Genomic DNA, 12,109 nt, shown 5'->3' with positions numbered 1-12,109 from the left:
GCATGGCGGACCGTTTCGTCTACCACTGCACCCTGCGCTGGTCCGACCTGGACGCGTACGGCCACGTCAACAACTCGCGCTTCCTCACCCTGTACGAGGAGGCGCGGGTGGCGTTGATGTTCGCCGGTGGCAAGGCGTGGGGGGTCGGCTCGTTCGCCGACGGGGTCGTCATCCGCCGGCACGAGGTCGACTACCTGCGCCCGGTCGACTACGCGCTCGGCCGGGCCACCGCCCAGGCCGCGCCGACGGTCCGGATCGAACTGTGGGTGGAACGCATCCGGGCCGCCTCGTTCACCGTCGCCTACGAGCTGTACGACGGTGACGTGCTGGCCAGCACCGCCCGCTCGGTGCTGGTCCCGTTCGATCTGGTGGAGAAGCGACCCCGGCGGATCAGCGACGACGAACGGGCCTTCCTGGAGTCGTGGGCCCCGACCGGCGGAGCGGCGTGAACGGCGGCGCCACCGTCCGGCCGGAGCACGGGTTGGTGGGGGCGGACGACGCGGGGGCCTTCCTGGCCCGGCTGGTCCGCCTCGACCCGGCCACGGTGGTCCGGCTACGCCCGCTGCCCGGCGTCGGCCGTACCGCGCTCTGGGCCCGGCTGCCGTGGGACGTGCTGGTGGTCCGGACGGTGGCCGGGGCCGCCCCGGCCGACGTCACCGTGGAAGCGGCCGAGCTGCTGGCCCGGCTGGCCGACGCCGACACCGCGCTGCCGCCCGGCCGCGACGAGCGGTGGCGGTGGCCGCTGCCCCCGGTGGTGAGCCGCCCGGTCGAGGTGCTGCCCGCCGCCGAGCTGCGGCGCATCGCCGAGGCCGCGGCGGGCACCCTGCGCACCGCCGCCACCGAGGGGGTACGCGGGCGCGCGGTGGGCCAGCGGGTACTGCGGGACGCGCTGCTCGACCACGTGGCGGTGACCGTCACTCCCGACGCCGATCCGGCCGACCCGGTGGAGATCACCCAACGACTGGTGCAGGGGCTGGTCCGGATGGGGTTCCTCGGCCCGGCCGAGGTCACCGCGGCGGGGGAGGTCCAGGTCCGGGTGGCCGGCCGGTGGGTCGGTCTGGTGGGACCATACGGAGCCGCCTGGTCGCGGAAAGTTTCCGATCTCGCAATTCGTCCGGCGCGGGATCAGCCGAAAGTATGACCCCGGCTCATTCTTCCGGGCTGGGGCTGCCGTTGGGGGGGTGCCTCAACCCGGCTGTCCGGGTACCGTCCATCCTCGGATCCAACGCACCGTAGGCGATTGGATCCGCTGGGGAGTGAGGTGCGCGAGCGATGCCGTGGTGGTCATGGCGCCCTGGTCCCGCCGCTGGCGGCGAACCGGAAACTCGAAGCGGAGTCTCGGTGGACAGCATCCGGGTGGGGCCACCGCCGCCCCGGCAGCCGGCGGAGGACTGCCCCGGCACCGAGCGGCCCGTCGTGACCGACCGGCCGGCCTCCGTGGCCCCGGTCACCCTGGCCCGGGTGTGCGACGCGCTCGACCTGCTCGACGTGCGATACCTGGCCGACGGTGACGGCAACCTGCTGGCCATGTGGGAACGGCACGCGGTGCTGGTGACCCTCGAAGGCCCCGAGGACGAGATCCTGGTGATGCGGGCCCGCCCGCACGCCACCGTCCCGCCGGACTGGGCCGACCGGGCCTACCGGGTGGTCAACGAGTGGAACCACACCCGCCGGTTCTGCAAGGCGTACATCGGCGACCCGACCGAGCGCGGCCAGTTGCCCATCTACGCCGAGTTGCAGGTGCCGCTCGGCGCCGGGGCGCACGACGCGCTGCTGGTGGAGATGCTCGACTGCGGCGCGGCCGTGGCGACCACCTTCGTCGACTGGCTGCACGACGAGGGTGCCCTGCTCTGAGCCGCCCGACGCGCCGCCCGCGCCGTGGCGGCGGTGGGGTCAGCCGGCGGCCGGGTCCTCCATCACGTTGACCATGAAGTAGGCCGACCGCTCCAGGTAGTCCCAGAGGGTCGCCGCGAGGTCCGGCGGCAGGTCCAGGTCGTCCACCGCCCGGCGCATGTGGTGCAGCCAGGCGTCCCGCTCGGCCGCGCCGATCCGGAACGGCGCGTGCCGCATCCGCAGCCGGGGATGCCCCCGCTGGGCCGAATAGGTGTTCGGGCCGCCCCAGTACTGCATCAGGAACAGCGTCATCCGCTCGGTGGCCGGCCCGAGGTCGTCCTCCGGGTACATCGGGCGCAGCAGCGGATCGTCGGCGATGCCGGCGTAGAACCGGTCGACCAGCCGCCGGAAGGTGGGCTCACCACCGACCGCGTCGAAGAAGGTCGTCGACGGAACGGGCCGGAGGTCGCCTACGGAATCCACCGTTCCATCCTGCCAGGTACGGCGACGCCACGGCCGCCGCCCACCGGCCGATCACATCACAGCGTGCCGCCGAGAGGTCCGCTGTCCGGGCCGGGGCGACGCCGAACCGGGCCGGTCGCCCGCCGGGGGCCCGGTGCCGGCGTTGGCCAGGTCGGCGGCCTTCACGGCGGCGTCGACGGTGGCCCGGTCCGGCCAGCGCAGCGCGGTGACCAGCATCAGCAGCACCCCGGCGGCGCTCCACACCCCGACCACCACCGGCACCGAGAAGCGGTCGGCGAGCATGCCGGTGACCAGCACCGCACCACCCTGGATCACCTGGATGCCGGTGGCCATCACGCCGAAGGCACGGGCCCGGTAGCCGTTGGGCAGGGCCCGGACGAACAGACCGTTCGCCGTCGGGATCAGACCGGCGACCGCGAAGCCGCAGGCCGCCGCGAGCAGGGCGACCACCACGGGGGGCGGGTTCAGCAGCGCGGGCACCAGGGCCAGCGGGGCGAGCACCGCCAGCGGTCGCATCAGGGTGAGCCTGCCGGCGGGCGACACCAGCCGGCCGACCAGCAGGCCGCCGACGATGTACCCGACCGGGTTGGCCGCCATGATGACGGCCTGGGCGGCACCCGAGTCCAGACCGTTGCCGGAGCGTTCACCGGCCCACGCGGCGGCCAGTCCCTCCGGGACGATCGAGAAGAGCATGGCGCTGAACACCAGCAGGCTGATCGCCCGCAGCACGGGGGTGCCGAAGACGATCCGGAACCCCTCCCCGGTCTCCCGCAGCAGGTGGGTCCGGTGCGCCGCGCTCAGCGTCGGCTCCCGGTCGTGTACGCCGAGCTGGACGAACAGGGCGGACAGCCCGAAGGTGGCCGCGTTGAGCAGCAGCGCCGCCGTCGGGCTGACCGCGGCGACCGCCGCCCCGGCCAGGTAGCCGACCACCTGCGCGGCCTGGCTGGCGCTGGCGTTGAGCGACAGCCCGAGCACCAGCCGGTCGCCGGTGAGGATCGCCGGCAGCAACGCCGAGCGGGCCGCCTGGCTCGGCGGGTTGGCCAGGGTGGCGGCGAAGAGCAACGCGAGGATCGCCCAGACCGGCAGGCCGGGCAGCACGATCAGGACGGTCAGCAGCATCCGGATGACGTCGCAGGTCACCATCACCCGCCGGTGCCGGTACCGCTCGGCGAGCGCGGCGAGCAGCGGACCGCCGACCAGCCACGGCAGGTAGCTGACCGCGAACGCGGCGGCGGACAGGGCGACGGAGCGGCTCTCCTGGTAGACCAGCACGGTGACGGCGGCCTTGGCGACGTAGTCGCCCACCCAGGACAGGACACTGGCGGCGAAGACCGCCCGGAACTCCCCCTGCCCGAACACCTCGCGGAAGGTGGCCGGCCGGTCCGGGGCGGGTCGCTGGTCGGACACCGTCGCCTCCATCGTGCCCCGGCACCGGCCACTTGTGATGGCCCGGCGGGGCCCCGTCGTCAGATTCGCGGATCAGCGATGACGTGATCACGCTCCCGGGAACGCGTGCACCGGATTCTGCCCGATCGTCTGACAACTGACTAGGGCGAACGGATTGATCGTCGCATCCCCGACTGAACGAACGGACGATACCGGAGGGGCCGCCCGGCGCGCGAGCCCCGACCATCGGGCCGCATCGGACAGGTGGTGAGCTGCGGTTTCAGTTACCCCCGCCCCGCCCGGCGCCGGTGCCGCCGGTGCCCGCCGGGGTCCCCGGGGCCGTCGGACAGTTCGTGTCCGTCGGATCGTTCGTACCCGTCGGGGTGGCCGGACCCGTCGTAGCCGCCGGGCCGGCGGCGGCGGTGCCGGCGGTCGACGGGGCGGTCGGGCCCGACAGGCCGGAGGTGGCGGCGGTGCCGGTGGCCGACGGGGCGGCGGTGCCGGTGGCAGTCGGGGCGGCGGTGCCGGTGGCCATGCCTACCGGCGGCAGCCCCGGATAGAGCCGGGCCGCCGCGATCCGCGCGGTGATGCCGGAGTTCTCCAACGCCTCGGCGAGCCGGCGACGCAGCTCCCGGCCGACCGCGAACTGGCCGTCCGCCGTGGTCTTGACCACCGTCCGGATCACCGCGCCGTCGACGGTCATCTGCTCCACCCCGAGCACCTCGGGCGGCTCGACGATGTCGGCGGACAGCTCCGGGTCCACCGCCACCGAGGCGGCTGCCGTCCGCAGCACCGCGTTGGCCTCCTCGGTGCCGGCGAACCCGATCGGCAGGTCGACGACGACCAACGCCCAACCCTGGCTCTTGTTGCCCACCCGGATGATCTCGCCGTTGCGGATGTACCAGAGCACCCCGCGACCGTCGCGGACCGTGGTGACCCGCAGCCCCACCGACTCGACCACCCCGGTCGCCTCGCCCAGGTCGACCGTGTCGCCGACGCCGTACTGGTCCTCGATCAGCATGAACAGCCCGGCGATCAGGTCCTTCACCAGACTCTGCGCGCCGAAACCGAGCGCCACCCCGGCGATGCCGGCGCTGGCCAGCAGCGGGGCCAGGTCGAAGCTGAACTCGCGCAGGATCATCAGCAGCGCGATGCCGAAGACGAACGCGGTGACCATGCTGCGCAGCACCGAGCCGATCGCCTCGGCGCGCTGGCGACGCCGCTCGGGGACGAACTCGGTCGGGTCGAGGGTGGCGGTGGGCACCCGCTCGCGCAGCGGACGCAGCAGGGTGGGCACCGCCCCGTCGGTGGTGGTCCGGACCAGCCGGTTGATCGTCCGGTGCAGCGCCCAGCGGGCCACGAACGCCAGCAGCAGGATCAGCACGACCCGTAGCGGCTTGAGCAGGATCCAGTAGCTGCCCTCGGCGAACCAGGCCGACCCGGTCACCCGGTAGAGGTACTCGCAGGAGGTGCTGCCCAGACAGTCGGCACCCGAGCCGCCCCCGGCATCCGGGCTGCCACTCGGGGCCGGGCTCGGTGCGGCGGACAGGACGACGGTCGACAGGCTGAGGACGCTCACCCTGTCTTAGTACCGCAGCGGACGAGAGGGCCGACGGCCGGCCCACCGGGGAGTCCCGGGCCCGTGATCGTACGGCGCCGAACCGGACATCTTCCTACATCGTGCGGAGGGTTCCGCGGGTACCCCGGATTAGTGCGTGCATTACGGGGTCCGATCAGGGACGATTGGCGTCAACGGACGACGGTGATCCCGCCGGAGTCGGTCGTGGCCCTCGGCTGCCCGGGGATCGGCCGGCGCTGCCAGCGGTGGGAGCGGCTGGACCGGGAGGGTGAGCACGATGCCTGACATACGACCCACGGTGGGCTCCGGCGCGCTGGTCCTCAACGCCACCTACGAGCCGCTGTGTGTCGTGTCCGTGCGTCGCGCCGCGATCCTGGTGCTCTCCGCCAAGGCCGTCTGCGTCGCCGACGGCGACGGCATCCTGCACAGCGCCCACGACGCGCTCCCCGTCCCCTCGGTGGTGCGGCTGACCCGGTTCGTCCGGGTGCCCTACCGCACCCACGTCGGGCTCTCCCGCCGGGCGATCTTCGCCCGTGACGGCAACCGCTGCGCCTACTGCCGGGGCCCGGCCGAGACCATCGACCACGTCTTCCCGCGCAGCCGTGGGGGCCGGCACGCCTGGGAGAACGTGGTCGCCGCGTGCGCCCGGTGCAACCACACCAAGGGCGACAAGACGCCGGCCGAGCTGGGCTGGCGGCTGCACTGCCTGCCGGCGGCCCCGAAGGGCACCGCCTGGCGGGTGCTCGGCCACCGCGCGCCCGACCCACGCTGGGCGGACTGGCTCGACCTGCGGGAGCCGCTGCGCGAGGCCGAGGCCGCCTGACCGGGGGCCGAGCCGCCTGAGCGGGGGCCGGCCGAGCCGCCGCCGCGCGAAGTCGAGACCGCCTGACCGCCGCGTCGCCGGCGGGTGCGCCCGGGGCCGCAACGACCGCACGGGTCGGCTCCGGACAGGGGTCAGCGGGCCCGGACCAGGGTGGCGTACACCACGACGTTGTCGGCGTAGCCGGTCCCGCCGCCGACCCAGCGTCCACCGCAGGTGATCAGCCGCAGGTTGGGGCGGCTGAAGTCGCCGAAGATCTCGTCGACCGGCAACCGTTCCTTGCCGTACCGCTGCACCTGGTCGACCTCGAAGACGGCCACCCGGTGATCGGCGCGGGTCACCTCGATCTCGTCGCCGTCGCGCAGTTCCCGCAGCCCGTGGAAGACCGCCGGGCCGGTGGTGGTGTCCACGTGCCCGACGATCACCGCCGGGCCGTACTGGCCGGGCGTGGGGCCCTGGTCGTACCAGCCGGCCTCCTGGGCGCGGGCGGCGGCCGGGACGTCGATGCTGCCGTCCGGGGCGATGCCGACCTGGTGCACCGGGGCCCGCACGTCGATCCGGGAGATGGCGATCTGGGTCGGCGGGCTGCCCGACAGCACCGGGAACCGCTTCGGCGGCGGGCGCAGGCCGGCGACGAACCGGTCCGGCAGGACGCTGAGCCCGGTGACCCGCTCCACCCCGAGCATCGCCACGATCAGCAGCATCACCGCGGCGATCGCCAGCACCGGCAGGCCCGGCCCGGACCCGGCGAACCGGCCGCCGAACGCCGGCACCCGGGGCACCGGGCGTACCGGACGGGCCTGGGTGACCGGGTCGGCGGTGGTCACGCTGGCGGAGAAGGCCTGGCCGGCGACCCGGCGGAAACGCCGGGCGGCGCGGCGGGTGCGGGCGGCGATCCGGTGGGCGGCGCGCCGGCTGCCGGCGGCGACCCGGACCGTACGCCGGGCCGCCGCCCGCAACCGGTGGCCGGCCGGCCGCGAACGGGTGCGGGCCATGACGGCAGGCGGTCAGGCACCGGGCCGGGTCCGTCGGCGGTTGCCGCCGAAGACGCCGAGCCCGGCCGCCACGGCCGCCACGGCCAGGCCGCCGACCAGCAGCAGCGAACCGCTGCCCCGGTCACCCGCCGTCCCGCCGCCGCCGGTCGCCGGGCCCTTGCTCGGCTGGGCCATGTTCAGCACGGTCAGCATGGTCGAGGCGGTGTTGCCGTTGGCGCACCGCAGGTCGACCGGGTAGTCCCCGGGCTGCTTGTTGCCCGGGACGGTGACCGCACCGGTGAGGAAGCCGTTGCCGGGCCGCAGCACCACCCGCCCGAAGGCGTCCGAGTGCACGGTGGCCTGCTGGTTGTTGGCGTTGTCGCAACTCGCCCGGACGTTGACCCGGGTGCCGGCCTGCGCGGTGTTCGGCGTGACCTCGACGAAGGTGTTCTCCCCGGCGCGCGCCGGGGTGGCCGCGGCCAGGACGAACACCCCGACCAGGGTGAGCATCGCCAGTACGGCGTGGACGGCACGACGGTGCAGAGTGAGCCCCCGCATGGTTCCCCCCTCCCGGCGACGGTTCGCCGGAATCCTGCGACGGGTGTGCGGGGCTGCATTCCCGCTGGCCCGGGGGCAAACCCGGACTCGGGCCCGCCCGGGGTCAGGCGGGCGGCAGCGGGGTGACCGGATGCCACTGCAACGGGCTGGAGAGCACCATCGTGCTGGACGGCTGCCCGTACGGGGCGAGTCGGTCGATCACCGCCTCGAACTGCCCGATCGAGCCGGCGGCGACCTTGAGCATGCTGCACGCGTCCCCGGTGATCCGGTGGATCTCCTGGATCTCCGGCCAGTCGACGACGTCCGGGTCGTGCAGGATGCACCGTGGGCCGTAACAGGACATCCGGATCAGCGCCACCATCGGACGACCGGCGCGGGCCAGGTCGACGTGCGCGTGGTAGCCGGTGATCACCCCGGACTCCTCCAGCCGGCGGACCCGTTCGGCGACCGCCGGCGGGGACAGGTGCACCCGCCGGGACAGCTCGCTGTACGACAGCCGCGCGTCGGCCTGCAACTCGCGTAGCAGGGCCCAGTCCATCTCGTCCACGCACCGACCTTATCTTCGGCAGGCCGATCCGCTGAAGCGCCTTTCGTTCGTGAAGTGAGAGCCGCTCAGCTCCATCGAAGCGGCATTCCACCACGGGTACGTGACGGGAGATCATGTTCGGACAGCCGAACCGGAGGAGGCGAGACGGTGGAACAGACGGACCTGCGGACGCACTCCCCGAACCCGGTGGTGCGCCCGTCCACCCCGCAGCAGCGGCGGGCCCGCGCCGCCCGCAACGGCGGTGAGCCCACCCTGGAGTTCGCCGACCGGACGCCCTACGACGCGTACGTGCACGCCAGCACCCTGCACACCCTCCAGCAGCCGCTGAGCAGCGACCCGGGCGAGATGTCCTTCCTGATGGTCAGCCAGATCATGGAGCTGTACTTCGGGCTGACCTGCCACGAGCTGCGCCAGGCCCAGCGTGACCTGCGGGCCGACCGGGTGTGGGCGGCGCTCGCCCCGCTGCGCCGGGCCGCCCTGCACCTGGAGGGGCTCAACGCCGCCTGGCGCGGGCTGCGCTGGATGACCCCCGCCGACTTCAACCGGTTCCGCAACCTGCTCGGCGAGGGCTCCGGCTTCCAGTCCGCGATGTACCGCCAGCTGGAGTTCCTGCTCGGGCTGCGCGACCCGGCGCTGATCCGCCCCTTCCGCCGCCAACCCGAGGTGTACGACGACCTGCGCGCCGCGCTGGCCACGCCGAGCCTCTGGGACGACGTGGTCGCCCTGCTCGGCCGGCACGGGCACGAACTGCCCGCCGAGCTGCGGGACCGGGACGTCGCCGACGAGCACCTGCCGCACCCCCGGGTCGAGGCGGCCTGGGTGGCGGTCTACGACGACGACGGGCCGGACAACCACCTGCGGCAGCTCGGCGACGCGCTGGCCGACGTGGCCGAGCAGTTCGGCGACTGGCGCTGGAACCACGTCAAGGCCGTGCAGCGCACCATGGGCGCCAAGGTGGGCAGCGGCGGGTCGGCCGGGCTGGCCTGGTTGCAGCGCAGCATGTCCCGGGTGGTCTTCCCCGAACTGTGGTCGGCCCGTACCGCGATGTGACCCCGGCGGCCCGCGCCCGCGGTGCGTGACGCCCCGGCACGCTGCCCACGGAACGGCCCCGCCGCCGGGCGGGGCGACGGGACCGGCCGGTACGCGGTCAGGAGTGCGGGCAGGTGTCCCGGTACTCCTGGATCGCGCTGCCCCGGGGTGCCGGGCAGAGGAACTGCTCGTAGCGGGTGTCGTCGTCGACGAACCGCTTCAGCCAGGAGATGCTGTACTTCGCCACGGTGACGTTCGGCGAGGTCGGCGCGGAGTGACCGGCCGCGTTCAACTCCAGGTACGCCTTGTCCAGGCTCGCCGGCAGGCTGGTGTAGAACGGCTCCGAGTGCGAGGCCACCGGGGCGGTCGAGTCGTTCTCCGCACCGATCACCAGCGTCGGCACCCGTACCGACGACCAGTTCTTGACGGTGTGCCAGCCGGTCAGCGGGATGGCGGCCTGCAACGCGGGCCGGGTGTTCGCCGCCGACAGGCTGCCACCGCCGCCCATCGAGTGCCCCATCACCGCGAGCCGGGTGCGGTCGATCCGGGTCCGCACCGCGCTGCTGCCGGTCAGGTAGTCCAACGCGGCGAGCAGTTGGGTGCCCCGGGAAGCCGGCTGGTCGTACACGGAGAGGGTGTCGATGGTGATGACCACGAAGCCCTGCGAGGCCAGTCGGGGACCGAGCCAGGCGACGCTGGACTGGCTGGCGGTGTAGCCGGGGGAGATCGCCACCGCGCCGAAGGTGCCCTCGGCGGTGCTGGTCGGGTAGTAGATCGTGCCACCCCGGAACCCGCTCACGGCGGACGCCGCGACGGTGCTCTGGGCGATGGCGAACGGGCCCCGGGTGGCCTCGATGCTGGCCGTCGTCGGGGCGGGGCCCCGCTCGTACGGGTTGGCGGCGACCGCCGCGACCGTCCGGTCGTCGACGGGCGCGGCGCTCGCCGCGGGTGCGGCGAGCGCGCTGCCGCCGACCAGGGCGAGCGCGAGCAGCGGCCGGGTGACCAGTCGGGGCCAGGGCCGGCGGGACCGGGCGGGGTGGGAGTGGAGGGCGGGCACGGGTTGCACGGGGGCTCCCTGCGGGTGGGCGGACCGGAATCGATCGAGAACGTCCGATCGGTACGGGCCATCCTCCGGGTCCCGGCACCGAGACCGGCAATCCCGGCCGGGTCATGTCAGCGGAATATGGGGCGGACGCCACACCCGGGCCGGTCGTGTCGTCCCGGCGCGATCGGGTACCGAACCGGCAGGATGGGACCGGGTGACCCGACTCGTCGCCGCCGTGGGGCCGCTGGAACACTGGAGTGACAGGTGGGATCGGCACCCCGCAGGCTCGCGGGGCGTCGGCTCCGCTAACGTGAATGGCAGCGGAGTCGGGAGCCGGTGTCACGATCGTCCACCCGACCCGGAAGCTCTGGTCTCTCTTACCGCCTGGGGGCGTTGGGATTGTCTGTCACTGACACGTTGCTGATCTTCGTCGGCATCCCGGCGGCGGTGGTGCTGGTGATCGTCGGGCTGGTCTTCGCCGCCAACCACGGCAGCGGCGGCGGCGCCAAGCGCTACCGGCCGGGCCGACGCTTCGACTTCACGCCGGTCTGGTTCCTGGGCCGCCCGGAGCAGTTGGCCGACTCGGCCGGCACCGCCCTGGCCGCCGGTGCCCAGGCGCCGGCGCTGACCAGCCACAAGCAGCAGCAGGCCGGCATCGAGGCGCCGGCCGGTGGAACCGGAGGCGCAAGTGACCGTTGGTGAGCAGGTCGACCAGGCCGGCACGGGCACCCCGCCCGAGGTGCTGGACGGGCCGTTCTCGACCCGGCAACTGCTGCGCATCGACGAGGCGCTGCGCCTGGCCGACCAGGGCAGCGGCCTGGTCTTCTCGGTCTACGTCGGCGGCCTCGACGAGCCGGTCCGGGAGCACGCCGAGCGGCTGCACCGCCAGCTCGCCGAGCCGGACAAGTCGGTGCTGATCGCCGTGTCGCCCAACCAGCGCCAGTTGGAGGTCGTCACCGGCCGGTACGCCCGCAAGCGCATCCCCGACACGTACGTCAAGCTGGCCGCGCTGTCCATGGTGGCGTCCTTCGGCGGCGGTGACCTGGCCGGCGGCATCATCCAGGGCCTCGACCAGCTCGCCAGCCACGCCGGTCGGGCCTGAGCCCCACCCGCACGTCCCGAACCGCCCGGAGCCCGGCCCGCACCACGCGGACCGGGCTCCGTCGCGTCCGTCACACCCGTCGGTGCCGAACCGGCCGGCTGCCGGTCAGCGGGGCCAGGTGCGGGGATCGAGTCGCATCGGCCACGGCTCGTCGACCGGCACCGGCTCGTCCGGACCGACGGTGCCGACGAGGTTGTAGTGCACCCCCTTGACCAGGCTGTACCGGTAGACGACGGGACCGAAGTCGCTCCGCTCCACCCGCCAGTAGGCGGGGATGCCGGACTCCGCGTAGAGCGCCGGTTTGGTCAGGCGGTCGTGACGGCGGCTGTTGGGCGATTCCACCTCGACGACCAGAGCGACGTCCGACGGGTCGGCCCACATCCGGTCCCGGGGGGCACCCGGCCGCAGCACGGTGACGTCCGGGATGAGGTTGCCGGCCGGCACCCGGACCCCGATCTCGCGGATCACCCGCCAGTCGGCCGGCGCGTTCTGCCGCAGCGCCATCCGGATGTCGTCCGCGAGCTCGTGATGGTACGGGCCGGCCGAAGGGGTCACGTGCAGACTCCCGTCGATGATCTCGTAGCGGTTCCCGTCCTCGGGCAGGTCGCGCAGGTCCTGTTCGCGCCAGTCCCGCTCGGGCGGCCGCCACTCGTACGTCGGCTGTGCCATCGCTCACCTCCTCGCCCCACGATAACGGCCCGGGGCCGGCGTGGGCTCGCACCCGTGCCGACCCCGGGCCGTGCCACCTCGACG

General features: G+C 73.8%; 14 protein-coding genes and 1 pseudogene. 7 read left to right on the top strand and 8 right to left on the bottom strand.

The window, feature by feature from the left end:
* Nucleotides 1-2: 2 nt before the first annotated feature.
* The 3 genes from ACN261_RS02515 (at nucleotide 3) to ACN261_RS02505 (ending at nucleotide 1,854) form a co-directional block, all read left to right on the top strand.
* Nucleotides 3-449, top strand: coding sequence for an acyl-CoA thioesterase (locus ACN261_RS02515; RefSeq protein WP_421483781.1), 447 nt, complete (start codon nucleotides 3-5; stop codon nucleotides 447-449).
* On the top strand, nucleotides 446-1,141 hold the full coding sequence (locus tag ACN261_RS02510) for a hypothetical protein (protein ID WP_421483780.1): 696 nt from the start codon (nucleotides 446-448) through the stop codon (nucleotides 1,139-1,141). Before ACN261_RS02515 ends, ACN261_RS02510 begins: the two co-directional genes overlap by 4 nt.
* 131 nt (nucleotides 1,142-1,272) lie before the next feature.
* Nucleotides 1,273-1,854: a YbjN domain-containing protein gene (locus ACN261_RS02505; protein WP_421483779.1), complete on the top strand. Its 582-nt coding sequence runs from the start codon at nucleotides 1,273-1,275 to the stop codon at nucleotides 1,852-1,854.
* Nucleotides 1,855-1,893: 39 nt separating this feature from the next.
* Here the strand turns inward: ACN261_RS02505 and ACN261_RS02500 are convergent, their stop codons facing one another.
* The 3 genes and pseudogenes from ACN261_RS02500 to ACN261_RS02490 form a co-directional block, all read right to left on the bottom strand.
* Nucleotides 1,894-2,316, bottom strand: coding sequence for a globin (locus ACN261_RS02500; RefSeq protein WP_421483778.1), 423 nt, complete (start codon nucleotides 2,314-2,316; stop codon nucleotides 1,894-1,896).
* A gap of 51 nt (nucleotides 2,317-2,367) precedes the next feature.
* Nucleotides 2,368-3,735: an MFS transporter gene (locus ACN261_RS02495; RefSeq protein WP_421483777.1), complete on the bottom strand. Its 1,368-nt coding sequence runs from the start codon at nucleotides 3,733-3,735 to the stop codon at nucleotides 2,368-2,370.
* Between the two features lie 511 nt (nucleotides 3,736-4,246).
* Nucleotides 4,247-5,182, bottom strand: a pseudogene (locus ACN261_RS02490) (mechanosensitive ion channel family protein); the annotation flags it as partial.
* Nucleotides 5,183-5,558: 376 nt separating this feature from the next.
* Here ACN261_RS02490 and ACN261_RS02485 point away from each other — a divergent pair.
* Nucleotides 5,559-6,104, top strand: coding sequence for an HNH endonuclease (locus ACN261_RS02485; RefSeq protein WP_088646592.1), 546 nt, complete (start codon nucleotides 5,559-5,561; stop codon nucleotides 6,102-6,104).
* 131 nt (nucleotides 6,105-6,235) lie between these two features.
* Here ACN261_RS02485 and ACN261_RS02480 read toward each other — a convergent pair whose 3' ends face one another.
* The 3 genes from ACN261_RS02480 to ACN261_RS02470 all read right to left on the bottom strand — a co-directional run bounded on the left by ACN261_RS02480 (nucleotide 6,236) and on the right by ACN261_RS02470 (nucleotide 8,180).
* Nucleotides 6,236-7,060 carry a class F sortase gene (locus ACN261_RS02480; RefSeq protein WP_425853553.1) on the bottom strand — a complete coding sequence of 275 codons (825 nt, stop codon included), beginning with the start codon at nucleotides 7,058-7,060 and terminating at the stop codon, nucleotides 6,236-6,238.
* A gap of 48 nt (nucleotides 7,061-7,108) precedes the next feature.
* Nucleotides 7,109-7,633: a hypothetical protein gene (locus tag ACN261_RS02475; protein WP_425848196.1), complete on the bottom strand. Its 525-nt coding sequence runs from the start codon at nucleotides 7,631-7,633 to the stop codon at nucleotides 7,109-7,111.
* A 103-nt stretch (nucleotides 7,634-7,736) separates the two neighbouring features.
* A complete protein-coding gene (locus ACN261_RS02470) occupies nucleotides 7,737-8,180 on the bottom strand; it encodes an Lrp/AsnC family transcriptional regulator (RefSeq protein ID WP_422754960.1) in 444 nt (147 codons plus the stop codon).
* 147 nt (nucleotides 8,181-8,327) lie between these two features.
* Here ACN261_RS02470 and ACN261_RS02465 point away from each other — a divergent pair, with 147 nt between their 5' ends.
* On the top strand, nucleotides 8,328-9,230 hold the full coding sequence (locus tag ACN261_RS02465; protein ID WP_421483775.1) for a tryptophan 2,3-dioxygenase: 903 nt from the start codon (nucleotides 8,328-8,330) through the stop codon (nucleotides 9,228-9,230).
* A 97-nt stretch (nucleotides 9,231-9,327) separates the two neighbouring features.
* Here the strand turns inward: ACN261_RS02465 and ACN261_RS02460 are convergent, their stop codons facing one another.
* Nucleotides 9,328-10,266, bottom strand: a complete 939-nt coding sequence (locus ACN261_RS02460; RefSeq protein WP_425853552.1) for an alpha/beta hydrolase — start codon at nucleotides 10,264-10,266, stop codon at nucleotides 9,328-9,330.
* 405 nt (nucleotides 10,267-10,671) lie between these two features.
* Between ACN261_RS02460 and ACN261_RS02455 the strand changes: the two genes are divergently transcribed.
* Nucleotides 10,672-10,956, top strand: a complete 285-nt coding sequence (locus ACN261_RS02455) for an aa3-type cytochrome oxidase subunit CtaJ (RefSeq protein ID WP_088646597.1) — start codon at nucleotides 10,672-10,674, stop codon at nucleotides 10,954-10,956.
* Nucleotides 10,943-11,356: a DUF5130 family protein gene (locus ACN261_RS02450; RefSeq protein WP_219464342.1), complete on the top strand. Its 414-nt coding sequence runs from the start codon at nucleotides 10,943-10,945 to the stop codon at nucleotides 11,354-11,356. Before ACN261_RS02455 ends, ACN261_RS02450 begins: the two co-directional genes overlap by 14 nt.
* A 105-nt stretch (nucleotides 11,357-11,461) precedes the next feature.
* On the opposite strand, the gene ACN261_RS02445 is transcribed toward ACN261_RS02450, so the two are convergent.
* A complete protein-coding gene (locus ACN261_RS02445) occupies nucleotides 11,462-12,025 on the bottom strand; it encodes a Uma2 family endonuclease (protein ID WP_425848193.1) in 564 nt (187 codons plus the stop codon).
* Nucleotides 12,026-12,109: the final 84 nt, after the last annotated feature.

This window comes from Micromonospora sp. WMMD723 (assembly GCF_049863385.1).
GTDB classification, from domain to species: domain Bacteria; phylum Actinomycetota; class Actinomycetes; order Mycobacteriales; family Micromonosporaceae; genus Micromonospora; species Micromonospora wenchangensis.
This window is presented reverse-complemented; position numbering and strand designations above follow the sequence as displayed.